General features: G+C 63.1%; 32 protein-coding genes. 20 read left to right on the top strand and 12 right to left on the bottom strand.

Translation table 11 applies throughout. The annotated features are described in order from the left end of the window. The first annotated feature begins 60 nt into the window (after window positions 1-60). The 5 genes from R2823_03930 (at window position 61) to R2823_03910 (ending at window position 4,510) form a co-directional block, all read left to right on the top strand. A complete protein-coding gene (locus R2823_03930) occupies window positions 61-1,002 on the top strand; it encodes an NAD-dependent epimerase/dehydratase family protein (GenBank protein MEZ5175336.1) in 942 nt (313 codons plus the stop codon). Further along, window positions 999-2,231 (top strand): 1-acyl-sn-glycerol-3-phosphate acyltransferase, encoded by a 1,233-nt coding sequence (locus R2823_03925; GenBank protein MEZ5175335.1) that lies wholly within the window; start codon window positions 999-1,001, stop codon window positions 2,229-2,231. Before R2823_03930 ends, R2823_03925 begins: the two co-directional genes overlap by 4 nt. A gap of 85 nt (window positions 2,232-2,316) precedes the next feature. Next, window positions 2,317-2,658 (top strand): helix-turn-helix transcriptional regulator, encoded by a 342-nt coding sequence (locus tag R2823_03920; protein MEZ5175334.1) that lies wholly within the window; start codon window positions 2,317-2,319, stop codon window positions 2,656-2,658. Then, entirely contained in the window at window positions 2,655-3,203 is a 549-nt protein-coding gene (locus tag R2823_03915; GenBank protein MEZ5175333.1) for a hypothetical protein, read from the top strand. The genes R2823_03920 and R2823_03915 overlap by 4 nt, the downstream gene beginning before the upstream one ends. A gap of 290 nt (window positions 3,204-3,493) precedes the next feature. Continuing rightward, complete coding sequence (locus R2823_03910; GenBank protein MEZ5175332.1) at window positions 3,494-4,510, top strand: hypothetical protein; 1,017 nt, start codon at window positions 3,494-3,496, stop codon at window positions 4,508-4,510. A 36-nt stretch (window positions 4,511-4,546) separates the two neighbouring features. Here R2823_03910 and R2823_03905 read toward each other — a convergent pair whose 3' ends face one another. The 5 genes from R2823_03905 to R2823_03885 form a co-directional block, all read right to left on the bottom strand. Then, window positions 4,547-4,951 (bottom strand): DUF4332 domain-containing protein, encoded by a 405-nt coding sequence (locus R2823_03905; protein ID MEZ5175331.1) that lies wholly within the window; start codon window positions 4,949-4,951, stop codon window positions 4,547-4,549. 73 nt (window positions 4,952-5,024) lie between these two features. Beyond that, a complete protein-coding gene (locus R2823_03900) occupies window positions 5,025-5,609 on the bottom strand; it encodes an NTP transferase domain-containing protein (GenBank protein MEZ5175330.1) in 585 nt (194 codons plus the stop codon). A 52-nt stretch (window positions 5,610-5,661) separates the two neighbouring features. Continuing rightward, complete coding sequence (locus R2823_03895; protein ID MEZ5175329.1) at window positions 5,662-6,126, bottom strand: DUF2017 family protein; 465 nt, start codon at window positions 6,124-6,126, stop codon at window positions 5,662-5,664. Next, the gene (clpS, locus tag R2823_03890; GenBank protein MEZ5175328.1) at window positions 6,123-6,401 is read right to left on the bottom strand and encodes an ATP-dependent Clp protease adapter ClpS; all 279 of its coding nucleotides are present in this window, start codon (window positions 6,399-6,401) and stop codon (window positions 6,123-6,125) included. The genes R2823_03895 and clpS overlap by 4 nt, the downstream gene beginning before the upstream one ends. Continuing rightward, the gene (locus R2823_03885; GenBank protein ID MEZ5175327.1) at window positions 6,398-6,634 is read right to left on the bottom strand and encodes a helix-turn-helix domain-containing protein; all 237 of its coding nucleotides are present in this window, start codon (window positions 6,632-6,634) and stop codon (window positions 6,398-6,400) included. The genes clpS and R2823_03885 overlap by 4 nt, the downstream gene beginning before the upstream one ends. A gap of 168 nt (window positions 6,635-6,802) precedes the next feature. On the opposite strand from R2823_03885, the gene R2823_03880 reads away from it, so the two are divergent. The 6 genes from R2823_03880 (at window position 6,803) to R2823_03855 (ending at window position 11,945) form a co-directional block, all read left to right on the top strand. Next, a complete protein-coding gene (locus R2823_03880) occupies window positions 6,803-7,726 on the top strand; it encodes a DivIVA domain-containing protein (protein ID MEZ5175326.1) in 924 nt (307 codons plus the stop codon). A 202-nt stretch (window positions 7,727-7,928) separates the two neighbouring features. Then, window positions 7,929-9,764 carry a molecular chaperone DnaK gene (dnaK, locus tag R2823_03875; GenBank protein ID MEZ5175325.1) on the top strand — a complete coding sequence of 612 codons (1,836 nt, stop codon included), beginning with the start codon at window positions 7,929-7,931 and terminating at the stop codon, window positions 9,762-9,764. A gap of 41 nt (window positions 9,765-9,805) precedes the next feature. Further along, on the top strand, window positions 9,806-10,420 hold the full coding sequence (locus R2823_03870) for a nucleotide exchange factor GrpE (GenBank protein MEZ5175324.1): 615 nt from the start codon (window positions 9,806-9,808) through the stop codon (window positions 10,418-10,420). Beyond that, a complete protein-coding gene (locus R2823_03865; GenBank protein MEZ5175323.1) occupies window positions 10,413-11,318 on the top strand; it encodes a DnaJ C-terminal domain-containing protein in 906 nt (301 codons plus the stop codon). Before R2823_03870 ends, R2823_03865 begins: the two co-directional genes overlap by 8 nt. After that, window positions 11,315-11,719 (top strand): helix-turn-helix transcriptional regulator, encoded by a 405-nt coding sequence (locus R2823_03860; protein ID MEZ5175322.1) that lies wholly within the window; start codon window positions 11,315-11,317, stop codon window positions 11,717-11,719. Before R2823_03865 ends, R2823_03860 begins: the two co-directional genes overlap by 4 nt. 70 nt (window positions 11,720-11,789) lie before the next feature. Next, window positions 11,790-11,945: a hypothetical protein gene (locus R2823_03855; GenBank protein MEZ5175321.1), complete on the top strand. Its 156-nt coding sequence runs from the start codon at window positions 11,790-11,792 to the stop codon at window positions 11,943-11,945. Between the two features lie 8 nt (window positions 11,946-11,953). Here R2823_03855 and hisC read toward each other — a convergent pair whose 3' ends face one another. The 3 genes from hisC to R2823_03840 form a co-directional block, all read right to left on the bottom strand. Further along, entirely contained in the window at window positions 11,954-13,039 is a 1,086-nt protein-coding gene (gene hisC / locus R2823_03850) for a histidinol-phosphate transaminase (GenBank protein MEZ5175320.1), read from the bottom strand. A 65-nt stretch (window positions 13,040-13,104) separates the two neighbouring features. Then, complete coding sequence (locus R2823_03845) at window positions 13,105-13,749, bottom strand: hypothetical protein (protein MEZ5175319.1); 645 nt, start codon at window positions 13,747-13,749, stop codon at window positions 13,105-13,107. Window positions 13,750-13,783: 34 nt separating this feature from the next. After that, window positions 13,784-14,284, bottom strand: coding sequence for an isoprenylcysteine carboxylmethyltransferase family protein (locus tag R2823_03840; GenBank protein MEZ5175318.1), 501 nt, complete (start codon window positions 14,282-14,284; stop codon window positions 13,784-13,786). A gap of 59 nt (window positions 14,285-14,343) precedes the next feature. Here R2823_03840 and clpB point away from each other — a divergent pair, with 59 nt between their 5' ends. Next, window positions 14,344-16,926: an ATP-dependent chaperone ClpB gene (gene clpB / locus R2823_03835; protein ID MEZ5175317.1), complete on the top strand. Its 2,583-nt coding sequence runs from the start codon at window positions 14,344-14,346 to the stop codon at window positions 16,924-16,926. Here clpB and R2823_03830 read toward each other — a convergent pair. Further along, the gene (locus R2823_03830) at window positions 16,923-17,192 is read right to left on the bottom strand and encodes a hypothetical protein (protein ID MEZ5175316.1); all 270 of its coding nucleotides are present in this window, start codon (window positions 17,190-17,192) and stop codon (window positions 16,923-16,925) included. The two genes, clpB and R2823_03830, sit on opposite strands and share 4 nt — an antisense overlap. On the opposite strand from R2823_03830, the gene R2823_03825 reads away from it, so the two are divergent. The 6 genes from R2823_03825 (at window position 17,179) to R2823_03800 (ending at window position 20,940) form a co-directional block, all read left to right on the top strand. Next, window positions 17,179-17,877, top strand: a complete 699-nt coding sequence (locus R2823_03825; GenBank protein MEZ5175315.1) for a hypothetical protein — start codon at window positions 17,179-17,181, stop codon at window positions 17,875-17,877. The genes R2823_03830 and R2823_03825 overlap by 14 nt on opposite strands. Window positions 17,878-18,010: 133 nt before the next feature. After that, window positions 18,011-18,358 (top strand): PadR family transcriptional regulator, encoded by a 348-nt coding sequence (locus R2823_03820; protein MEZ5175314.1) that lies wholly within the window; start codon window positions 18,011-18,013, stop codon window positions 18,356-18,358. Beyond that, window positions 18,339-19,127, top strand: a complete 789-nt coding sequence (locus R2823_03815) for an NfeD family protein (GenBank protein MEZ5175313.1) — start codon at window positions 18,339-18,341, stop codon at window positions 19,125-19,127. Before R2823_03820 ends, R2823_03815 begins: the two co-directional genes overlap by 20 nt. Window positions 19,128-19,150: 23 nt before the next feature. Beyond that, entirely contained in the window at window positions 19,151-20,086 is a 936-nt protein-coding gene (locus R2823_03810) for an SPFH domain-containing protein (protein MEZ5175312.1), read from the top strand. Window positions 20,087-20,162: 76 nt separating this feature from the next. Further along, the gene (locus R2823_03805) at window positions 20,163-20,501 is read left to right on the top strand and encodes a metalloregulator ArsR/SmtB family transcription factor (protein MEZ5175311.1); all 339 of its coding nucleotides are present in this window, start codon (window positions 20,163-20,165) and stop codon (window positions 20,499-20,501) included. Further along, entirely contained in the window at window positions 20,485-20,940 is a 456-nt protein-coding gene (locus tag R2823_03800) for an SRPBCC domain-containing protein (protein ID MEZ5175310.1), read from the top strand. Before R2823_03805 ends, R2823_03800 begins: the two co-directional genes overlap by 17 nt. Before the next feature lies 1 nt (window position 20,941). On the opposite strand, the gene lgt is transcribed toward R2823_03800, so the two are convergent. Together lgt and R2823_03790 are read right to left on the bottom strand one after the other, a co-directional pair. Next, window positions 20,942-21,811 (bottom strand): prolipoprotein diacylglyceryl transferase, encoded by an 870-nt coding sequence (lgt, locus tag R2823_03795; protein MEZ5175309.1) that lies wholly within the window; start codon window positions 21,809-21,811, stop codon window positions 20,942-20,944. Next, window positions 21,808-22,155 carry a carboxymuconolactone decarboxylase family protein gene (locus R2823_03790; GenBank protein MEZ5175308.1) on the bottom strand — a complete coding sequence of 116 codons (348 nt, stop codon included), beginning with the start codon at window positions 22,153-22,155 and terminating at the stop codon, window positions 21,808-21,810. The genes lgt and R2823_03790 overlap by 4 nt, the downstream gene beginning before the upstream one ends. Before the next feature lie 122 nt (window positions 22,156-22,277). Here R2823_03790 and R2823_03785 point away from each other — a divergent pair, with 122 nt between their 5' ends. Further along, window positions 22,278-23,429 (top strand): M20 family metallopeptidase, encoded by a 1,152-nt coding sequence (locus R2823_03785; protein MEZ5175307.1) that lies wholly within the window; start codon window positions 22,278-22,280, stop codon window positions 23,427-23,429. A 29-nt stretch (window positions 23,430-23,458) separates the two neighbouring features. After that, the gene (locus R2823_03780; protein MEZ5175306.1) at window positions 23,459-23,854 is read left to right on the top strand and encodes a VOC family protein; all 396 of its coding nucleotides are present in this window, start codon (window positions 23,459-23,461) and stop codon (window positions 23,852-23,854) included. Between the two features lie 38 nt (window positions 23,855-23,892). Here R2823_03780 and R2823_03775 read toward each other — a convergent pair whose 3' ends face one another. Further along, entirely contained in the window at window positions 23,893-24,660 is a 768-nt protein-coding gene (locus R2823_03775) for an amino acid ABC transporter ATP-binding protein (GenBank protein ID MEZ5175305.1), read from the bottom strand. Window positions 24,661-24,672 lie beyond the last annotated feature (12 nt).

Genomic DNA, 24,672 nt, shown 5'->3' with positions numbered 1-24,672 from the left:
ACCCGTTCGTGACGGGAGGGGGCGACCTTGGGGAAGTCGCAGGGCCTACGCTTGCCCGCAATGCACAAAGTGTTTGTCACCGGAGCCGCGTCGTGGACGGGTGGTCAACTCGTGCTCAGGCTCGAGCAACGGCGCGATGTGGAGGTGATCGCCGTCGACGACACCCAACCACGCATTCGGTTCCGCTCGCGGTTCGAACGGCTCTCCCTCGAGCGCCTTGCGGTGGCTCGGCTGATCCTCGAAGTCGAGCCCTCCTTCGTTGTTCACCTCCAGTCCGTCCACCGGACAGCCGAGGAAGGCCGAACCACCGAAGGCGAGGAGCGCATTGTTGGGGCTCTCGCCTTGTTCGGCGCCATCGAACGGCTCAAATCGGTGCGGTCGGTCGTCGTCAAGTCCGACACCGCCTACTACGGGGCGAGCCCGAGAAACCCGTCGGTACTCGCCGAGACGACCCGTCCCAAGGGGACACCGAGTCGGTATCAGCGGGACCTGACGGAGATGGAGCGGTTCGTCACCGAAATGGCGGACCGCCACGATCACATCCGATACACCATCTTGCGGTTCGCGCCGCTGTTCGGCCCCAGCATCGCGAATCCGTTCAGCCGCTACCTCACCCTTCCCATCGTCCCGACGCTGCTCGGCTTCGACCCGCGCATCCAGGTGACCCATGAGCACGATGCCGTTGCAGCGATCGAGCACGCGATCGACCGCGACACAGAGGGCACCTTCAATGTCGCCTCCGACGGCCAGCTCTACTTGTCGCGCGTGCTGCGGCTCGGGCGGCGGATACCCCAGCCGCTTCCCGGCAGGCTGTTCGACTCAGCACTTGGTGCCCTCGCTCGGGCCGACATCGTTGTGCCGAGCCATGTCAAGGCGGTCCTCAAGCACGGACGCGTTGTCGACACACGCCGGATGCGTTCCCCGTTCGGGTTCGAGCCCTCCTACACATGCCGCCAAACCGTCCTCGATGCATACGGTCGCACCGGGTCTCAGGCCTCATGAGGGAAGTCGACCTTGCGGCACTCACGAAGAAGGAACTGATGGGCATCGCGCGCGCACAGAGCCTCGCGGGCCGTTCAAACATGTCAAAGGCGGAACTCATCACCGCGCTCGCGTCGCCTGTGGGCGATACCGATCCTTCCGGCGGCGCGGGTGGCAGCGAGGACGGGGCACCCACACCGACCGAAGGGCTCGCGCCGATCGCCATCCCCGGGATCTCTCCCGAAGACAGGGCGCAGGCGCGGGCCCGGCGTCGGGTGATGTCGGACAGGCTCGCGTCCCTTGTGGACACAACGCGCCACTGTCCGTGGAAGACCATCGAGGGATACCCGTGCGGACTTCCCGTCGTGGTGGGGACAGCCCATTGTGGGCTGCACTCCGATGGTCTCATCTACGACCGCGCGATTCCATTGACCGGAAGCCTCGGCTTCGCATCATGGCCAACGCTGTGGCGACATCTCACGCTCGCGACCTATGACTCCGACGCCTTCGGGCTCGATCCCATCATCGCCGAGATGGCATGGCACCTGCTGAACGGCATGTACTACGACTACTTCCGGGTGGAGGTCGAAGGAATCCAACATGTGCCCATGCAGGGAGGAGCGGTTCTGGCTGCGAACCACGGTGGGGCGGCCCTGCCATACGATGCGGCGATGCTGATGCTGTCGGTCCTCAACGAGGCAGAACAGCCGCGACGCGTCCGGGTCATCGGGACCGAGATCTTCAACATGCTCCCGTTCGTGTCCCATTTGTACCGAAAGGTGGGCGCTGCGTACGCCGCGCGTGACGATGCACGGGAACTGCTTCGGCGCGGTCACCTCCTCGGAGTATTTCCCGAAGGTGAGCGTGGGTTCATGAAGCCCGTGTGGGAGGCATACCGGGTTGGCCGGCTCGGTCGGGGCGGATTTGCCGAAATCGCACACGCGGCGTCGGTCCCCATCGTTCCCGTTGCCATCGTCGGGTCCGAGGAGGTCCATCCGGCGGCGATGGTGTCCAAACGGCTCGCAAGGCTCGTGCGGCTGTTCTTCCCGGAACAGCGCGTCGATGAGGTCGCCGTTGCGCTCAACCCGCTCCCGCTCCCGATCCGCTGGCGAATCCGTTTCCTGCCACCCGTCATGCCGAAACCCGGCCCCACCGATGCTCTCGAACTGCTCGAGCACACCGAGGACATCCGCCACTCCATCCAACACGCGCTCGACGACATCCTCTCGGCGCGCAAGACCGCCTTCTGAGCCCGCCGGCGCTTCCGGGTTCGCGCGGAGATCTCACCTGACACAACTGCTAGCAATTGCAAGCACACTGCTGTATCATGCAACTATGAGGACGCCTTCGCTGCCCGATGTCGGGGCTTTCATCAAGGAACAGCGGGAACGCAGCGCACTGTCAATTCGCAAACTCGCCGAATTGACCGGGGTCTCGAATCCCTACCTGAGCCAGATCGAACGGGGCCTTCGCAGGCCCTCGGCGGACATTCTCAGATCGATTGCCGACGCTCTGTCCATTCGGACCGAGACGCTGTACGAAAAGGCCGGCCTGCTCGACGAGCGTGACGGCCCAGATGTGATCACGGCGATCGAAAGCGACAACCAGCTCACAACCAAACAGAAGCAAGCGTTGCGAGAGATCTACGCGAGCTTCACGGATCAGGAGGAATCATGATCGATATCGAAACACAGAAAGAGCAAGTGACCAAGGCCGCAAGGTCAATCGTCGATTCGACGGTCTCGGCAGGCAACAGGGCGGTGGACTTCTCCACCGGCGCGGCGACGACCGTCGCGGCCAAGGCGAAGGAGTTGCTCGGCCGCACGAAAGAAGCAGCCGAGGTTGGGATCGGCAAGGTCAACGCGGTGAAGGTCGGCGACAAGAATGTCGGAGAACGCGTCGAGGAAACCGTCGAGAGCGTGTCATCCGCGGTCGATGTCGACCAGATCACCGAACAGGTTGCCAAACTGCGCCAGCAGATCGATGGGCTGTTGAACTCGTGGAAGGAATCGTTCCGCCCGTCGAACGGTGCGACCTCGGGTGATGCGGTCGAAGCACCGCAGGCTCCGAAGACAGCGAAGAAGACCGCTCCGAAGGCCAAGACAGCCACGAAGCCGGCTTCCAAGGCCACCGCTTCCAAGAAGCCTGCTGCGAGCAAGGCGACAGCCTCCAAGTCCACCACGAAGACCGCCCCGAAGAAGTCAGCACCCAAGAAGAGCTAGCCGACAACGGGTGGCGTTGTCCCTCGCAGTTTGGTGTGGCAGTTTGGTGTGGCGTAGTTCGGTGTGATTGGCGGAGCCCTCCGCACGAGACGGTGAGTTGTCGGACTCACGACTCGTGAGGAGGGTTTACGCCCCGCCACGGTCTGTACATCCGAATCCGCCCCTCGTCGTAACTCTTCCCGTCTATGGTGGGTCGTCCATCGTCTGAATCGGGGCGAACGGACGAGTGCTCGGGATCGCGGTGACTCCGATTCCCGATGTGCGCGCTCGATGTGCACAATGACATCACGATGGCACGACGAATAGCTCGGTGGACAAGAGTTTCCGCGTTCGTCTTTCTCTCGTCGGTCGTGATGGTGACGGCCTCCGAACGGGTCTACTGGTATCTCGGCGGAGCCACTGCCGAGACCCTGGTTCTCACGCCCCTGTTCTATGTGATTCCTGCCCTTGTGGGTCTCTGGACCCTCGGAAGTGGCCCGTCGAGCCGTCTCCACCAGATCGTGCTGGGCGGAGCGGTCTTTGGGTTCATCGTCGAGGGTGTGCTCACGACAGAGATCTATCTCGATGGTCCACTGCCAGCAATGGCCGCACTCTTCGTCGGTTGGCACGGTCTCCTGTCCGTCGTCAGCTTCTGGTATCTGGCTCGGCGTTGGCTGCTCGATCGACAGCGCCACCGACTTGCGATCGGCGCTGGTCTCATCGGGGCCTACTGGGGTGTGTGGTCCATCGTGTATTCGCTGCCACCTGCCTTGACCGACTTCGAGGATCCTTACGAGATCATGAATCCAGCGGGCTTCGCTGTCTATGCGCTCATCGTCGGAGCCGTGTTCGCGGCGGCGCATTGGCTGTTGGGTTTCGTGTGGCCCGATCGTTTCGCACCCGGCCGGTGGGGCGGTCGAGGCATCGTCGCTCTCTGCGCCGGATATGCGGCCCTTGCCGTTCTGCCGGTGGTGATCTGGGCACCCATCAAGCTGGGTGTCCTACTCGGAGGAACCTTGTGGTTGCTCTCCAAGAGTCGGGAGTCGACACCCAGCGAACCGTCTGCGATTGCGTCCCTTCAGGGACGGGTACGGCCAGGCGATGTCGCGATCCTGATGATCATGCCCCTTGTCGCCATCGCGACCTATGGCGTGATGTGGAGCCTTGACCTATCGGTCGTAGGTCTCCAGACCGTGTACGGCGTAGGCACCGGCATCCAGATCGCGGCCGGACTCGTCGCGTACATCTGGGCGGCATACCGCTCACTGCGACCCAGCGAGCAGTTGACTCCCCTCGCAGGGAACGCCTCAGCGGAACCCAACGCATAGCGAACTGGCCACAGTTCGGTCGATCCCCGATGAGGCTCAGCTCCTCACGATGGGTTCGAGCTCATTGGCAGCGTCGATCCACCCCTGGATCATCTCGACGGTGGGAAGGCGTTGGACCCGGTGCCGCTTCCCGTTGATCTGGGTCAACGACACCATCAAGTTCTGCGCGTTCCGTCGACGGAGGGTCTTGATCGTGTCGACCCCTGCCGAACCGAGTAGGTCGGCGTATTCGGCCCCGACGCCGTTGACTCGCATCAGGTCTGCCTGCTGCGCCCACTTGAGGAGGTCAGCCGAAGCGATGCCGGTACGAGCGGAGATCGCCGCGCGTCCCTTGCGGGACGACGCTTCCCGAAGCAGCGCCTCGGTCGTCCGAACTCGGCCCTTGCGCAACTTCGTTGCGTTGCGTTGACCGATGGCTCGTATCGCAGATATCGAAGCCACATCGATCCTTCCATCTCGACTGCAAACGGCTCCGAACGAGCCTAACCCGATCGGTGCCGGTCGTGCGAGGCGGTCATCGCGTCCTGAGCCGGAGATCCTCATGTGTGGCAAGGACCGGAGGCGACAGGTATTCGAAATGGCACTCCTCGATGGTGTTGGCCTTGGTGGCGATCACATCGTGCAGGCGCGCGGCACCCTCGAGGGACAGCAGATGATCGAACCAGGTGCTGGCGACAAGCACCGGCCACCCCCTCGCGAAACGGTACTTGGGAACGACGGCATCGGCACCCGTGGCTTCCCAACGAGACAGCATCGATTCGACGACGGCGGGTGGGATCCCTGGCTGATCGCCGCGCGCGATAAGGCATCCCCGTACCGATCGGTCCATCGAAACCAGATCGAGCCCTGCGCGCAGCGGTGCCGACAAGCCCTCCCCCCACTCGTGATCGATCACGATGTCCACCTCGAGATCGGCGATGGCGTCGACGACCTCCTCGGCGTCGGGGCCCACGACGACGACCCGGCGATCGACACCCCACGGTACCGAGTCGCTGACCACGCGGCGAATCATCGGCACCCCATCGATGGCGGTCAGGTACTTTGGTTGATCGAATCCCTCGCCTTCGTCTGCGGCGAGGAAGATGGCGGCGATGGACATGGCGGTGTTCCCTCGAATCGGTGCCAGTTGGACGCTACCCGACGAACCCCCTCTACCGATCCGGCGGAACCATTGCCGCAAGGAGTTGGGACTCGACGAAACCGAGCCACGCGACCACGGCGAGCCGCTTGTCCGCTGAGATCCGGAGTTCCCAGCCGGGACCGCCGTCCATGGCGCCCGATCGAGCCGCGAGGGCGAGGCGTGCCTCGTTGAGCACCCGCAACACTCCCCGCGCCTCATCGTCGGTCATCGGCTCCGGTACCGCGAGAAGGCTCGCAAACCGGGAGCGGTCCTCGAACCGCTCCCGCTTGATTTGGGACTCCATGAGTTCTCGGAATTCGGCGCTCGCGTCACGGTCACCTCGATATGCGGGTCGATCGAGCACCGCGGCGGCGGGGTCGTTCTCCTTGGCACCGATGTCGTTGAGAAGCTCGGGAATCTCCGTGAGGAGCGCGCGGTCCTCGGCGGACAACTCAGCGCGGATCTTCTCGCCGACGCGTCGGAACATGGCTGTCATTGCTGCTCCATCGTGGCCCAGAGGCCATAGCGATGCAGCCGGTAGACGGCGAGCTCGGCAGGTTCCCTGAGACCTTCGTAGACGATCGCCTTGCCTTCGTTGTGGACCGCAAGCATGAGACGGGTTGCCTTGGCGGCATCGAACCCGAAGACATCCTGGAAGACGAACACGACATAGTCCATGAGGTTGACCGGGTCATCCCACACGATGACGATCCACGGACGGTCCGACTTGGTTCGCTCCTTGAGCTCCGGGGAACGGACAGGTGTCGTCACGACTGTCGTCGGGCCCGTTCGGGTGTCTCGGTCGGTGCCCCAACGCCCCGGCGCTCGTTGATCCAGTTCTCGAAGTCCATTCGTGCTACCCGCCACTCCCTGCCGAACTTGACCGCGGGAAGCTCCCCGGAACGCAACACCGATGTCACCACGAAGGTCGATACATCCATGTAGTCGCAGATGTCGGCAACCGTGAGCCACGGCTTGTCGATGTCGACGCTGATCCTGTCCATGGAACCAGCGTAGAGCAGGAGGCATCCTCGTTCCAGAGGTGCAAGAAACCTCTTGCAGAGCGCGAAAGACGACCGTATCGTCGTGTAGCGCACAGTCACGACCACCCGGTCAAAGACGCATGGGTCGAAGGGGCCACAGCGGGCGTCGGTCCGGGAAGGTGACAGGACATGATCAGTGCATCAATCGCTCGGACCCACCGGTTCGGAAGGGTCAAGCGGAACGGATATGACCCTGCAGAGGTCGATGCCGTTGTGGGACGACTCGTCGATGCGGTAACGGACGCCGAGGAGCGTTCTCGTGACCTCGAGACGAAGCTCGACGACGCCCAGGTATCGGCTACGGCCATCGCGAGAACGCTTGCCGCCGTCGAAAAGACGCGTGACTCGATCCTCGCCGACACCGAAGCCGATGCACAGCGCATCATCGGCGAAGCCCGACTCGAGGCAGAGACTGTGGCCGTGATCGCCTCCAACCTCGGGGCCGAGATCTCGGCACGAAGGGATGCCATCCTCACCGAGGCGTATCAGGAGGCTGATGCGGTCGTGGCTCGCGCCGAGGCCACCGCCGCGGCGAGAGAGTCTGAATCCGCTGCGAGTGCTGCGACAACGATTGCCGATGCGGTCGCCGAGAGCGACGCCGTTCGCCGCGAAGCCGCCACCGAAGTTCGCAACATCACCACGGGTGCCGTGTGGGCGAGCCACAAGGCAGCCATCGCCTCACAACAGAGGCTCGACGAGGCACGCGCCGCGGCTGCAGCAATCATCGAGGACGCTCGACACGAGAGCGACCGGCTCCGCGAACGCATCGCGAGCCTCAGGACTGCGGTGGCAACGCTACAAGCGTCAGCAACATCGCTCGCAAGGGAAGCAGTTGCCGGTGCCGAGGTCATCGACCTCAATGCCATCGAAGCGATGGATCGGGGTCCCGACGAGCCGGCGCCGATCCGCCCGGCGGAACCAACCGTCAAGGTCGCGGCGAAACCGGCCGAAACGAAGACAGACGACCGCACAGATGACGGTGTCGCCACCTACTATCAACGGCGAGCAGGCAGCATCCGTGAGCGGATCGAGATCGCCCGACTGGTCAACTGACCGGTCGGAGCGGGCGGAGCGACAAGGGCACCGGTGGGATCCCCACCGGTGTTTGTCGTTGGGCAGTTCACTGTGAACAGTTGACAGTGAACCGTGAACGGCAAACCGTGAAAATTGATATGATCAGACTCAGGTTATACTGAGCGTCTCGACTCAAGACATACGGAGCGCCGGGTGCGCTCGCACACGACAAGGAGAAGTCATGCCACGAGCCGTGGGAATCGATCTCGGAACAACCAATTCAGTCATTGCCGTCCTCGAAGGCGGGGAGCCGAAGGTCGTTGCAAACGCCGAAGGAAACCGGACGACCCCGTCGGTGGTCGCGTTCGCCAAGAACGGTGAAGTGCTCGTCGGGGACCAGGCAAAGCGCCAGGCGATCACCAATCCCGATCGCACGGTTCGGTCGGTCAAGCGCCACATGGGTACCGACTGGTCGATCGCCATCGACGGCAAGGACTACACGGCACAGGAGATCTCGGCACGGATCCTCCAGAAGCTCAAGGCCGATGCCGAAGCCTTCCTGGGCGAGACGATCACCAAGGCGGTGATCACCGTCCCTGCCTACTTCGGTGATGCCCAGCGACAGGCCACCAAGGAAGCTGGCCAGATCGCCGGACTTGAGGTCGAGCGCATCGTCAACGAGCCGACGGCCGCGTCCCTCGCATATGGACTCAACAAGGGATCGGCAGACGAACTCATCTTGGTGTACGACCTCGGTGGCGGAACCTTCGATGTGTCCGTGCTCGAGATCGGCGAAGGCGTCTTCGAGGTCAAGTCGACCGCGGGCGACACCCACCTCGGTGGCGACGACTGGGACCAGGTCGTGATGGATTGGCTCGTCGACGGTTTCAAGAAGGAGAACGGAATCGATCTGTCGAAGGATGCGATGGCGCTCACAAGGCTCAAGGAAGCCGCAGAGAAGGCGAAGATCGAGCTGTCATCGGTCCAGCAGACGGAAATCAACCTGCCGTTCATCACGGCGAATCAGGACGGTCCGATCCATCTGCTCAAGTCGCTCACGCGCTCAGAGTTCGAGCGCATGACAAGCGAGCTCGTGGAACGAACCCGCGAGCCCTTCGAACGCGCCATCAAGGACGCGGGTGTCGAGATCGCCGAGATCGACCATGTGATCCTCGTCGGTGGAACGACCCGCATCCCTGCGGTCCACAAGCTCGTGACCGAACTTGCAGGCAAGGAGCCGAACAAGAGCGTGAATCCCGACGAGGTGGTCGGGCTTGGTGCCGCGATCCAAGCCGGTGTCCTCACCGGCGATGTGTCCGACATCCTCCTCCTCGATGTCACGCCGCTCACGCTCGGCATCGAGACCAAAGGCGGCGTTGCCACGACCATGATCGAGCGCAACACGACGATCCCAACCAAGCGTTCCGAGATCTTCACGACGGCGGCCGACAACCAACCCGAGGTCGACATCCATGTCGTCCAAGGTGAGCGCGCCATGGCGCGAGACAACAACAGTCTTGGCCAGTTCAAACTTGACGGCATCGCCCCGGCTCCGAGCGGCATTCCCCAGATCGAGGTCACCTTCGACATCGATCGGAACGGCATCGTGTCGGTATCGGCGAAGGATCTCGGCACCGGTCGGAGCCAGCATGTGACGATCACCGGCGGGACCGCCCTTGACAAGGACGACATCGACCGCATGGTCAAGGATGCAGAAGCCTACGCGGCCGAGGATGCCGAACGAAAGGAAGCAGCAGAGGCGCGCAACGCGGCCGACCACGCTGTTCATTCGGTCGGCAAGCAGCTCGCCGAACACGGCGACAAGCTCGACGAGGCCGAAAAGGAGCCCGTGCAAGAAAAGCTCGATGCGCTCAAAGTGCTCCTCGACAAGGAGGACGCGGCGACGGCCGACCTCAAGACGGCGACGGGCGAGCTGCTCCAAAGCGCACAGGTCATCGGCGAGAAGATCTATGCGGCTGCCCAGGCGGAGACAGAGGCGGCCAGCGGTTCCGATGGAACGGCCGGGTCAAACGATGAGGTCGTTGAGGCCGAGGTCGTGGAGGATGAGGAGGCTTAGGCCTTCTCATCGCTGCACGACACCCGAGAGACGAGAGCATCATGCACCGCGACATTGAATCCGCAGCCGAGGTTGCCGACACTGGGCTCCCCGACCAAGAGACCGCCGAAGCCGACATGAAGGAGATCGAAGGGATCGAGGAGGCAGCGACGGCAGCCGTACTCGGACTCAGTCTGCCCGAGGATCCGCACGAGGCACGCGAGATCCTCCTCAGGGAGCTGGTGGAAGCACGAGAAGAAGCCGGCGAGCTGTTGGAGAACCTCCAGCGCGTTGCCGCGGAGTTCGACAACTTCCGCAAGCGAACCGAACGAGATCAGGTGGAGAATGTCCAGCGTGCCGGTCAGCGAGTGATCGAATCGCTTCTCCCCGCACTCGACAGCTTCGATGCCGCCCTCGCCATCGAGGCAACCACCGCGGTTGAAGGGCGCATGCTCGCCGGGATGAAGAGCACCTACAACCTGATCCTCGATGCGCTTGCCCGCGACGGCTTCACGCCGATCGATGCGGTCGGAGCACCATTCGACCCGGCGTTGCACGAAGCGGTGTCGGTGAATCCGGGCGAAGGTGATCAGATCGTCGAACAGGAAGTACGAAAGGGATATCTGATGCGGGGACGGGTCATCCGCCCAAGCCTCGTCATCGTCGGACATGCGTAAGGAATGGCTCGAGAAGGACTACTACGCCACCCTTGGCGTGGCCAAGGACGCCTCCCACAGTGAGATCAAGAAGGCGTTCCGAGCCCTCGCGCGCACATCCCATCCCGACAACAACCCCGGCGATCCGACCGCTGAGGCCCGCTTCAAGGAGATCAACGAGGCGTACGAGACGATCGGGGATGAGGAGACCCGGAAGGAATACGACCATGCTCGCGAGATGGGCTACTTCGTTGGAGGGCCAGGCGGTGGACAGCAGTATGTCAGGGTTGATGATCTCTTCGGGGGTCGGGCAGGCTCCGCACAGGACCTCTTCGGCGGGTTTCAGGACCTGTTCTCCGGAGGAAGAAGTCGTCCGAGACAGGGTGCTGACGCCACAGGTTCCCTCAACCTCTCGTTTCATGAGGCCCTTGAGGGCGCCACACGGCAGCTCACGGTCAACGGCGCGCAAGTGAAGGTGAAGATCCCGAAAGGAATCGCCTCGGGCACCAGGGTCAGAGTCCCCGGCAAGGGCGGCCAAGGGTACAACGGCGGGCCCCCCGGAGACCTGTATGTCGAGGTCAGCGTTGGAACCCATCCGATCTTCCGTCGCGTCGGCAAGCGCGACCTCGCAATCGAGGTTCCCGTGTCCTATCCGGAGGCCGCGCTCGGGGCAACCATCGCGATTCCCACCCTCGATGGATCCACGAAGATCAAGGTCCCTGCCGGAACCGCCTCGGGCACCGCCCTCAAACTGTCCGGGAAGGGAGTCAAGACATCAAAGGGAACCGGTGATCTCCTCGTGACGCTCGCGATCGCCGTCAACCCCGATCCGGATGCCGAAGAGCGGCAGGCGCTCGCAGCGCTGCGCAGTGCCCAGTCCGATTGGGATCCGCGTGCAAGACTGGGGGTCACATCATGAGCGAGAGCAACGACGCCGTCTACATCATCTCCGTCGCAGCCGAGATCGTCGGCATGCATCCACAGACGCTGCGCGGCTACGAACAGAAGGGGCTTCTCGAACCGTATCGCACACCGGGAGGGACACGCCGCTACAGCAAGGCCGATGTCGAACGCCTGCAGCTCATCCAGGAGCTCTCGAACGCTGGAGTCAACCTCGAGGGGATTCGGCGGATCCTTGCACTGCGGAGTGACAACGAGCGGTTGGCGAGCCAGGTGGCCCGACTTCGAAGACTGCTCGAGGATGCCGAACGGCGACGCGGCCTCACGCCCGGCCGGCGCGTTGTCCAGTTCGGCCTCACCCGCCCCAGCCTTCCGGATGTGAGGAGAACGGACCCTTTCGATGAGTTCGCCTCCGACTGACGGCGACAGCCACTTCGTTGTCATCATCGGACATCGCGCCCGATTCCGCGCGAGTTACTAGGGTGCCTCCATGAGGGTGCTCTTCATGCTGGTACTCGCCGCGATCGTCATCGGACTGCTCTACCTCCAGCTCACCCACGAGGGCGGATTGCCGGGGGTGTGGGATGATGTCACCAACCGAAGCGCCCCGAGCGTCGAGATCGAATACCATCCCGTCGCTCCTTAGCGATCACTTCAGGCGGTCCGGATCGGCATCACCGCGTCGAGTGCCTCGACGAACCGCTCGTTCTCAGCCGGGGTGCCCACGGAGATCCGCAAGCCGGGGCCCAATGCCCGCACGATGACCCCTCTCGCCGTGAGATCCTCTGCGACCGAGGCCGCAGGGACCTGCGGCTCGAAGTACACGAAGTTGGCTTGGGACGCAGCTGGAGCGAGGCTGCGCTCCTGGAGAGCATCGAAGAGGTAATCCCGACCTTCGGCGTTCGCGATCACCCGTTCGGAAACGGAGTCCTGATGCTGGAGGGCCTCAAGTGCCGCTGTTTGGGCAATGGTCGTCACCGCGAATGGTGCTTGGGTGCGTCGCACCGCTGCGATCACTTCGGGCGCCCCGACCGCAAACCCGATCCTGAGACCCGCGAGCCCGTACACCTTGGAGAAGGTCCGCAGACAGAGCAGGTTGGGCCGATCGGGGGCAAGACGCAGCACGGATGCGTAGTCGTCTGCGGTGACATACTCGGCGTACGCCTCGTCGACGACGAGCAAGACTGATTCGGGAACTGCGTCGAGGAACCGGACGAGCCGATCGGCGACGAGGTGGCCGCCGGTGGGGTTGTTGGGGTTGCAGACATAGACCACCGTTGTGTCAGGGCGAATGGCGCCGAGCATGGCATCGAGATCGTGGCCGAACTCGCGATCGAGCGGTATCCGAACCGGTTGTGCACCGGCGATCAGTGTGTTGATCAGGTACAGGACGAACGACGGATCGGCGAACACGGCTGAGGTGTCAGGGCCGCCGAGGGCAAGTGCCACGGACCGAATGATGTCGCTTGATCCCGCGCCCACCCAGATCGCGTCGGGGTGAACGCCGTGGAACTCGGCGAGCGTGTGACAAACATCGTGGGAGGATGTGTCGGGATACCGATTGACCTGCCGGGCGGCGTTGGCGATCGCTGCAACGACCTCGGGGAATGGCTCGGTTGGGCACTCGTTGGAAGCAAGCTTGTCGATCGCCGTCAGACCGAGCTCGCGTGCAACCTCATCGATCGGTCTCCCCGGCGCGTAATGCGGGATCGACATCAGATCGGATCGAAAGGTCGGCACACGCGCCCCTCTCCTCGGTTGGATGACAGAATACCCCGCCCGGCACCCCCCGGATCTCCGGCCATCTATGCAACGATCGACTCTTCGTCCGGTTGCTGGAATACGAAAGCGACCACGAGCGAATCACGGTCCGGCCAGCCGGACAGGGTGTCGGCCGCAGTTGCATTGGCATACGAGCGGAACTGTGGCCACGACATCATCGGTTGGGGGACAACTTCCAGGTCGAGGCCAGCGATCGCAGAGGCGGCATCTCCCGTGAGCTCCAGACCTTCCATCTCGACGACGGCGAGATCGAGTTCCTCGCATCGTGCAATGAACGAAGCTGCCACATCCCTTGGAAAGAAGCCCTCCCCCTCATCGGTTCGGAGCGCCACCCGCTCATCGAACTCCGCAAGGAGCTCCGCCGTTGCGGGGTGCACATCATCCCAGTCGATGTCGTCTCCGGCAACGACTCCGGCATGCAGGCGGAGATCTCGGAACTCATCATCGACAGCGTCGGGATCAACGATGCGCACAGCAGTGTCGAGCAGGATCTGGAGCTCGGCGACCGAGAGATCCTGTACATCGCCGTCGCCGTCGGGATACACCTGAAGAATCGCCTCGTCACCGTCGAAGAACACCATTCCGACGAAGTCATCCCCACGCCAGAACTCGACGATCGGGCCATCGAAGTCGTCGCGTCCGGTCTCGACCAGTGTGATGGGCAACATATCGGGAGCGTACCCGGTTCCCGCGATCGGTGGATCACACGATGCGCGGGATGAGTCTCCATGGAACTTCGCTGCGATACCTCCGGTATCCGGGAACGAGGGCCACCAGCATCTCTTCTTCACGCGCGGTCTTTGCAACGAAGAACACGAAGAACATCGGGGCGGTGAGCACGGTGGCGGGGCTCGCATACGCCACCCCGGTTCCGAGCGTGAACGCGATGATCCCCGAATACATCGGATGGCGAACGAACCGGTATGGGCCTCCTTCGATGAGCCTTGCGTTGGACACCGGACGAGGGAATGGCGACAGCCGCGCACCGTGCTGGATCACCGACCACGCCGAGACGCCTGCCCCGAAGCCAGCAACGAGAAGGCCCGCCGCCCGGACATAGACGAGGACGCCTCCACCGTCGAGCCGGTTGCCCCACACGAGTGCCATGATGAACAGCACAAAGAGGGCACCCTGGAGAACCACCCACCAGGCACCACGACGATTCTCCTGATCTGAGTCGTATCGACTAAAATTTTCTGGCATAAGTGATACAATATTGTGGTTGCATCGAGTGGAGCCGACGGGAGACCGACCGCAACATCATGGACATCGAGCACTTCACCAAACGATCACAGCAGGCAATCCTCGCCGCGAGGGATCTCGCCGCGCGGTCCAAGCATCCGACGGTGGGTCCCGCCCACCTGCTGGCAGGGCTGTTCGCACAACCCGACAGCATCGTGTACTCCATTGTCGACAGCGTAGGAGCCCGCATCGGGGATGTGCGTGCATCCCTCGACGGCATCCTCAACAATGAGCCGCGGATCCACGGGGGAGCCGAGCCGGCCTTCTCTCCCGCCGCCGTTGCCGTGTTGGACGAAGCGGAGCGAATCAGGGACAGGCTGGATGACGCGTACACCTCGGTCGAACACCTGCTGTTGGGCCTTGCCGTCTCCGACTCGCGGACCGGCGAGATGCTCAGAGCCGCCGGAGTCGCCGAACAAGCCATCACCGGTGTCCTGACCGAGGTCCGGGGATCGCAGAGGATCATTTCACAGGATCCCGAGGACACCTTCGCACCGCTGGAACAGTACGGACGCGACCTCACGGAGGCAGCCCGGAAGGGTGCCCTCGATCCGGTGATCGGTCGCGACGACGAGATCCGGCGAGTGATCCAAGTTCTCTCACGCCGCACCAAGAACAACCCGGTCCTCATCGGTGAGCCCGGTACCGGCAAGACGGCCATCGTCGAAGGCCTCGCACAGCGCATCGCCGACGGCGATGTTCCCGAGAGCTTGAAGAACCGCAGGCTCGTGGCGCTCGACATCGGAGCGATGATCGCGGGTGCCAAGTACCGAGGCGAATTCGAGGAACGCCTCCAGGCCGTCCTGAAGGAGATCACAGCAGCCGAAGGGCGTGTGATCACCTTCATCGATGAGATGCACACGATCGTCGGCGCCGGCGCGAGCGAAGGCTCGATGGATGCGTCGAACATGCTCAAGCCCTTGCTTGCACGGGGCGAGCTCAGGATGATCGGCGCGACGACCCTCGACGAGTACCGCAAGTATGTCGAAAAGGACGCAGCGCTCGAGCGACGATTCCAGCCGGTGATGGTCGACGCCCCGTCCGTCGAAGATACGATCGGGATCCTGCGCGGCCTCAAGGAACGATACGAGGTCCACCACGGGGTGCGCATCACGGACGCCGCCCTGATCGCGGCGGCAACCCTTTCGGATCGCTATGTCACGGGGCGTCACCTTCCCGACAAGGCCATCGACCTCGTCGACGAGGCCGCCTCCAAGCTCAGGATCGAGATCGACTCGATGCCAGACGAGATCGACACGCTCGAGCGCCGCCGCCGCCAGCTCGAGATCGAGCGCCAGGCACTCAGCAAGGAGGACGACCCGGCATCGACGGCTCGCCTCGATGCGATCGCAGAGGACCTTGCCCAGATCACCGAGGAACTCGATGCGTTGACCGCTCACTGGCAGCGCGAGAAGGATGCCATCGAGCAGATTCGCGCAACCAAGCAGGCCATCGACGATGCCCGAACGAACAGCGAACGCGCCGAGCGGGCCGGTGACCTCGAACGCGCCGCGGAGCTGCGCTACTCCACGCTGCCGGGGCTCGAACAGCAGCTCACCGATCAGCAGCTCCGCCTCGACGAGATGCAGTCCCAGGTCAAGATGCTCAAGGAGGAGGTTGACGAGGAGGATGTCGCGGAGGTGGTGAGCCGATGGACCGCGATCCCGGTCACCAAGCTCATGGAGGGTGAGATGCACAAGCTCATCCGGCTTGAGGACCATCTCCATGAACGCGTTGTTGGTCAGGACGAAGCGGTCTCTGCCATCGCCAACGCGATTCGGCGCTCGAGGGCGGGTCTCGCTGATCCGCATCGTCCCATCGGGTCGTTCCTCTTCCTCGGTCCCACCGGCGTCGGGAAGACCGAACTCGCCCGGGCCCTTGCCGTGTTCCTCTTCGACGACGAGCGCGCGATGCTGCGCATCGACATGTCCGAGTACATGGAGAAGCACGCCGTTTCCCGCCTGATCGGCGCCCCACCAGGCTATGTCGGGTACGACGAGGGTGGTCAGCTGACCGAGGCGGTACGGCGCAGACCGTATTCCGTCGTCCTGTTCGACGAGGTCGAGAAGGCGCACCCGGATGTTTTCAACACGCTTCTCCAGCTCCTCGACGATGGAAGGCTCACCGATGGCCACGGTCGGACCGTCGACTTCACGAACACGGTGCTGATCATGACATCGAACCTCGGTTCGGAGCTCATCGCGCCCGGTATACCCGACGAGATCATCGCTGAGCGTGTGCAAGGTGCCGTTCAGGAGCACTTCCGTCCCGAGTTCATCAACCGGATCGATGACACCATCGTCTTTCACCGACTCACCCGAGAGGACCTCGCCAGAATCGTCCAAATCCAGTTTGGCATCCTTGAGTCGAGACTCCAGGAGCGGGAGGTGAGCGCATCGTTGACCGACGAGGCCACCGCATGGCTCGCAGACCATGGATATGACCCGAGTTTCGGGGCCCGCCCCCTCAAGCGACTGATCCAGACCGCGGTCGCGGATCCGATCGCGATGCGGCTCCTCGAAGGCTCGATCATCGACGGGGACCATGTCACGATCGGAGTCGATGGGGATGAGCTGACCTTCGCGCCCGACCGGCCCGGTTAGACCACGAACGGAACCACCACAGCGGCATGGCCGATATGCTGCCGCCGGATGCTCGTCAGAACCACTGTGCTCGTCTCGCTCGTCGTCGCGTGTGCCGCTTGCACCGGCAGCGGCGGAGCCGCCATCCTTGCGACGAGCACGACCAGCCCTGCGCCGCTGACCACACTCGTCTCGCCATCCAGCTCTACAACCACGACGACGCCGACTCCTGTGACCACCACGACCGAGGCGCCGCCAACCAACGACTGTGTCGTGGAACCGCGCACGAGCATCGATGGGTACGCGAAGGGCTGCGATGTTCTCGGCATCGAGATTCTCGCCGCAGACGAGGTCGATCCCGATGCCGTCGTTCAGCTCTCTGACCGCATCTTCAACATGCTGATCAACCGCCCCGATCTCAACGCCGCACTCGTTGCGGCGGGTGTCAACGCGCGGGTGATCGGCAAGGACCAGCGCCTTCCCGAGCTTCCTGAGTTCGGGGAGCTCTACGACCTGTATCCGGGTACCGACTGGAACCGTGCTGCTCGGTCGTTTCCCGGAACAGACGCCATTCCGCTCGTTGCCGGCGCTGAGGAGAACCTCCTGTGTCTCGACGGTGACCGCTACGAGGGTGAGGACTCCTTTCTTCGCGAGATGGCCATGGCCATCAGACGATTCGGCATGATCGCGGTCGATCCGACGACCGATGCCCGCATCGAGCAGGCCTATGCGACCGCGATCGCGCGGGGCCTGTGGGTCAACACGCTCGCGGAGATCAACTCCGACGAGTACTGGGCGGAAGGCACCCAGAGCTACTTCGACAGCAACCTCGAGGAACCCGATGACCGGCCTCCCAACTCGTCCCACAACCAGATCGACACGCGAGACGAACTCCGTGAGTACGACCGCTTCCTCTCCGACACGCTCGTATCGGTGTTCGACGCCACCGGCTGGCGCCCCACCTGCCCATAGCCGCCGTCCAACGGTCTTCCAGTTCCACAGGATCTGTCGACGGTCAACCGTAAACTGCTCCACCTCTTGACGACCCTCGCTATGCCTGATATCTTGTTTCGCATAATATTGAGGTACGCAGTACATGACTCGTATGGATCACCGATCCCAGGTTCTCAAGGGGGTACTCGACATGTGCCTGCTCTCGTTGATCGACGAGGAGCCGAGCTACGGTTACGAGATGGCGAACAAACTCTCTGAACGGGGTCTCGATCTTGTCAGCGAGGGGTCCATCTACCCGACGCTGTCCCGTATGCAGCGATCGGGGTTGATCGAAGGCTATTTTGTCGAAGCGGAGGGTTCAGGGCCACCGCGCAAGTACTACCGGATCAGATCTGCGGGCAAGAAGCAATTGAAGCTGTGGAAGAAGGAGTGGTTGTCCCTGAGCGAGGGAGTGAACCAGATCGTGAAAGGAGCAACGCGTGGCCGATCTGACGAGTGAGCAAGTTGTTGAGCGGTGTCGCACCTACTGGCTCGGCTCCGGCGTCGACCGCGACATGGCGTCGGACATGGCGATCGAGTTGCGGTCCCATCTCCAGGATGCCATGGGGGCCGGGAAGCGTGTCGAGACGGTTGTCGGCCCTGACCTCGAACGCTTCGCCGAGGAGTGGGCTTCCGCGTATCGGGAGCCGAGGCCGTCGGTGCCAACACCCCCGTCCCTGCCAAGAACCGGCTCCAACACGGCAACCATCGGCCTGTGGCTCGGTGCGGCCGCCATCATCATTCTCGTTGCAGGGGTGGCGTTCTTCGCGCCGGACGACCTCGGAATGGACGCGACGACCTGGGCAACCGTCTGGATCATCAGCGCCGGTGTGCTCGCCATCGGTGAGCTCCTGACGGCAGGTTTCTTCCTCCTTCCGTTCGCCGTTGCAGCTGGCGCGGCCGGGCTTCTGGCGCTCGCCGAGGTCGCCGTCGTCACCCAGATCATCATCTTCGTGATCGTGTCGATCGCCTTCCTGTGGCTGCTCCAGCGTTTCGCCGCCAAAGACATCAGGGGCGAATTGCTTCCGGTGGGAGCCGCCCGCTACATCGGTTCGACGGCGGTGGTGATCGCCACCGTTGATCGCCTGAGCGGGGGAGGAAGGGTCAAGATGGGGACCGAGGATTGGCGTGCCACGACCGATGGGAACGAGCCAATCGAGGTCGGAGTGGAGGTCAGGGTCATCGAGGTGCGAGGAGCGCGCCTCGTCGTCGAGAAGGTCAGCAACTAGCCAAGAGGAAGAAAGGGGTAGCCATGGAGGCAGCAGCAGCAGTCGTGTTCATTCTGATCGTCGTGCTCGTGATCTATGTCGCGCTCGCGATCAAGATCGTCCAACAGCACGAACAGGGGCTCACGGAACGGTTCGGTCGATATCGCAAGACACTCGATCCCGGATTCCACATGATCGTGCCGTTCATCGACCGGGTCCAGAAGATCGACATGCGTGAGCAGGTGGTCGATGTCCCGCCACAAGAGGTCATCACCAAGGACAATGTCGTCGTGACCGTCGATGCGGTCGTCTACTACCAGGCAACCGACCCTGTGAAGCTCGCGTACAATGTTGCGAACTTCATCATTGCTGCCACCAAGCTGGCCCAGACCAACCTGAGGAATGTCGTTGGCGACATGGAGCTCGACGCAGCGCTGACATCACGCGAGAAGATCAATACCGAGCTTCGGGTGATCCTCGACGAGGCGACCGATGTCTGGGGCACGAGGGTCGTGCGGGTCGAGATCCAGCGCATCGATCCCCCCGGCGATGTCACCGATGCCATGCACCGCCAGATGAAGGCCGAACGCGACCGACGGGCCATCGTGACCGAGGCCGAAGGTGAGAAGCGTTCGGCGATCCTCAAGGCAGAGGGCGTGAAGCAATCAAGGATCCTCGATGCCGAGGGGCAAGCCGAAGCGATCAAGACCGTTGCCGATGCTCAGAAGTACGAACGGTTGACGATCGCCGAGGGTGAAGGGCAAGCCATCGAGCGCGTGTTCGCGGCGATTCACAACGGCGACCCCACACCCGACCTGATCGCCATCCGCTACCTCGAAGCGCTCCAGCAGGTCGCAAACGGACAGGCGACGAAGATCTTCCTGCCAATGGAGACCTCATCGATCCTCGGAAGCATCGCGGCGATCGGCGAGGTCTTCGCTGACACCCAGAAGACGCCGGCGGGTGGGTCGACCGCGTAGCGGATCGGCCTCCGGGTCGATTGATCGTCTTAGATGGCGATTTGACTATTGGTAACTATCTAGTTACCATTTGAGAATGGTGACAGGAGTCAAGCTCGATCGGACATTTGCCGCGCTCGGGGACCCGGCGCGTCGAACCCTCGTCCGGATGCTCTCGTCGGGCCCGGCGACGGTCAAGGAGCTCGCCGACCCTTTCGCCATGACCCGACCTGCCATCTCCAAACACCTCCGAGTGCTCAAGGACGCCGGCATCGTGACCGCCACAACGCGGGGAAGGCAGAACTGGTACTCGCTGGAAAGCGGTGCCCTCGCCGAAGCAGATTCGTGGCTTGCCGAGGTTCAGAACATGTGGGCGGACGCTCTGGGGTCGCTCAAAGCCTATGTCGAGGAGGTCGAAGATGTCGATGGTGCGTGAGACGGTCAGCGTGAAGGCCGATCGGGCGACGGTCTTCGATGCCTATGTCAATGAGATGAGTGCCTGGTGGCCATGGAAGGGCAGGTTCACCTACTCGTTCGCTCCGGAGGGGACCTCGCCTGAATCGATCATCCTCGAAGGCCGGCTGGGAGGCCGCTTCTTCGAGCGATTCGCAGACGGCACCGAGCACCAGATCGGGACGGTGACCAGTTGGCGTCCGCCAGACGAGGTCGCCTACACCTGGGAGGTGGAAGGTTGGAGGAACCCTTCGACGATCACGGTTCGCTTTGTCGACGATGGTGACGCAACGACGGTCGTGGTCGAACACACCAGGCTCCCCGACGCTGAATCCGAACGCGGATACTCCGAAGGGCACAGGGAGATACTCGCCAAGTTCGCGGTGTACGCGTCGGCCCGATTCCCGGCGAATCGGGACTGAATCAGGACCCGTGCGCGGCAGGCTCGGTCTCGGGCTGCGGTGACAGGAGGGTCGGAGGGCTGACGAGGGTTCGTGGCTCTGCGCGACGCTGCATGTACCACCACCATCCCACTCCGAAGAGGAACACTGCGATCGACACCCACCCGTTGCGCGACATGCCGAGGAACCGGAAGGTCGTGTCGGTGCGCATCAGCTCCATCAGGAACCGGATGAACGCATACAACGCGACATAGACACCCCACGACGCTCCCTTGGCGAGCTTCCCCCGCTTCTCGAGCCACAGGATCACGGGGACGAGCACGGCGAGATTCCACAGCGACTCGTACAGGAAGGTCGGATGAAAGGTCTCGACTCCTGGATAGCCCGCCGCCGCGGCCTTGTCCGGATCGATCTGGACGGCCCACGGCAGATCGCTCGGGGTTCCGAACAGCTCCTGGTTGAAGTAGTTCCCCCATCGCCCGATCGCTTGGGCGAGCGGGATGCCAACCGCGACGGCGTCACCCACCGCGAAGACATCCCCCCGGTACCGGTTCAACAGATAGATGAAGGTGATCGCACCGAACAGGAGGCCGCCATACAGCGCGAGACCCCCCTCCCAGATGTACAACGCGGCCCACGGCCTTCCCTCGAATCGGTGGGTGTGGGTCACGACATATGCGGCCCGAGCCCCGAGGAAGCCGATGACAACGACCCACACGGAGATGCGCTCGAACATCTCCCCCGAGCCGCCGAATCGCACATACCGGTTGCGCGACACGACGATCGCCACGATGACGCCGATCGCGATCAGAACGCCGTACATGTGGATCGTCAACGGGCCGATCTCGATAGCGTTCTGGGACGGGGAGGGTATCGATCCGAGGAAGATCATCCGTACCGCCCCTCGAACTCCTTGAACGCCTCGAAGGCCTTTGCTCCATACACGGTGCCGGGCCCACCCTGCATCAGGATGGCGACCGACACCGCTTCAGCCACCTGCTCCTCGGTCACACCGGCGCGGGCTGCCCCTTTGGCGTGGCTCGCGATACAGGCTTCGCACCGCTCCGCAATCCCGTAGGCCATCGCGATGAGTTCCTTGACGCCTGCACCGAGCGCTCCATCAGAGACCGCTTCGGCGTGCATCTGTCGGTAGCCTGCATAGGTCCCCGGTATGTGCTTGCGGAGCTGGGCCGCCGTTGCGTTGTAGCGCTGCGCTTCATCGTGGTAATGGCCCATCAGCCCTCCTTGTGGCTCGCAAGGCTACGGAGACCTGCGACTTGGCGTTGCACGCCACATAGTGTTGTGCGGCGTCACAGAATGCGAACGACCGAACCCGACCCGCTATTCCGGGGGTGGAGATGACATCGCTCAAGCAGCGAGCCGAGGCCCGCTACACCGAGCATGCCGATGCGCTCCACGACCTCGCGCGCTGGATGCACGACAACCCGGAACTCGCGTACGAGGAGCGCTACACGAGCGAACGGATGGCGAAGCTCCTCAAGAACGGCGGGTTCACCGTCACCCATCCTGCCTTCGGTCTCGAAACCGCATTCGAAGCCACGGTCGGCGATTCGGGGCCGAGGATCGTTGTGTGCGCGGAGATGGATGCCCTCCCGGAGGTCGGTCACGCCTGCGGGCACAACATCATCGGGGCGGCGGCCCTCGGCGCCGGCCTCGTCCTCGCTCCGCTGGTCGACGAGATGGGGATCCGAGTCACGGTGCTCGGGACACCGGCAGAGGAACACTACGGCGGCAAGATCGACCTGATCGAGGCAGGGGCATTCACCGACGCAGCAGCATCGATGATGATCCATCCCAGCTCGCGGGATGTCGTCGACCCGGTCTTTCTCGCCATCGAGCATCTCGCGGTGCATTTCCACGGCAAGGCCGCGCACGCCTCGGGAGCGCCGGACCAGGGACGCAACGCGCTCGACGCAGCCGTCCTCGCCTATACCTCCATTGCCGCTCTCCGCCAGCACATCCTCGACGACGATCGCCTCCACGGCATCATCTCCCACGGTGGCGCAGCGCCCAATATCGTCCCCGACCACACAGCGATGGAGTGGTATGTGCGTTCAGCGACCGACGAACGCCTCGACATCCTGATGGGGAGGGTACGAGACTGCTTCGAAGCGGCAGCGCTTGCAACGGGGTGCACCTTCACGATCGAAGCGGCAGGTCACCGCTATCGGGACATCCGCAACGATCCCGTGATGACCGAGTTGTATCGAGCAAACTCCGAGGCGTTGGGAAGGCCGATGCCGAGGTATCGCGACACGGACGGAACGACATCGGGATCGACCGACATGGGCAATGTCTCGCATGTCGTTCCCGCGATCCATCCGATGCTCAGCCTCGACTGCGAGCCAGCTGTGAACCACCAGCGAGAGTTCGCGGCCGCAACGCTCACGCCTGCGGGGCTTCGCGCCATTCGCGATGGGGCGCTCGGGATGGCGTGGACCGTTATCGACCTCGCGCAAGGCGACCGGTGGGGAGAATTGGGCAAGTAGCCTCCGGATCGAACACACAACAGGACCGCATGGACAAGTTCGTACCCAAGGCCGTCACCCAGATGCTCGTCGTTTCAGATGCCGCGGCGAGCCGCGACTGGTACACCGAGGTGCTCGACGCATCCGTCTACGCCGAGTACGGCGGCACCTCGGTCGTCCTCAGTCTTGCCGATACCTGGCTGCTGCTCGTCACCGGTGGCGAACCCACTCCGGAAAAGCCAACGATCACGATGACCACGCCTGACGACCTGAACCGAGTCAGCGCTCAGATTGTCTTCCGCGTCGACGATTGCACCGCAACCCATCGGCTGCTCACCGATCGCGGGGCTGACTTCCTCACCCCGCCCCTCGACCGTGGCAGCGAAACCAGGGCATTCTTCCGAGACCCCGATGGTCATCTGTTCGAGATCTCCGAGCTGACCTGAGGGCACCACCCAGGAAAACGAAACCGGTCGACGCGCCGCTACAGGATTTGACTCAGGAACAGCTTGGTGCGGTCGTGTTGCGGGTTGGTGAAGAAGTGCTCGGGAGTCCCCTCTTCGACGATCGTCCCGTAGTCGAAGAAGAACACGCGGTCGGCTACCTCGCGTGCGAACCCCATCTCGTGCGTCACCACCATCATCGTCATACCGGACCGCGCGAGTTCCTGCATGACATCGAGCACCTCTTTGATCATCTCGGGATCAAGCGCAGATGTCGGCTCGTCGAAGAGCATGATCTTGGGCCGCATGGCAAGCGACCGCGCAATGGCCACGCGCTGCTGCTGGCCGCCGGAGAGCTGGCCGGGATACTTCTCCGCCTGCTCCGGAATCCCGACCCGTTCCAGAAGCGCCATCGCGTTCTCCTCTGCCTCTGCCTTTGGCTCCTTTCGGACCCACTGCGGGGCAAGCGTGATGTTGTCGAGCACCGTGAGATGCGGAAAAAGGTTGAACTGTTGGAACACCATGCCCACCTCAGAACGGATCTTCTCGACATTCTTGATGTCGTTCGTGAGCTCCGTTCCATCAACGATGATCGTGCCCTCCTGATGCGCCTCGAGGCGGTTGATGCACCGGATGTAGGTCGATTTCCCGGAGCCGGAAGGTCCGATGATCACAACGACCTCGCGCTCACGAACCGTGGCCGTCACGCCCTTGAGTGCCTGGAAGTCCCCAAACCACTTCTTGACACCTTCGGTCACCACGATGGGATCACCAAGGACCCTCTCGGCAGGGATTCCGTTGTCTGACATGCTTGGCTCCTT

The organism is Acidimicrobiia bacterium, from assembly GCA_041393965.1.
In the GTDB taxonomy this organism is placed as follows: domain Bacteria; phylum Actinomycetota; class Acidimicrobiia; order Spongiisociales; family UBA5794; genus UBA5794.
This window is presented reverse-complemented; position numbering and strand designations above follow the sequence as displayed.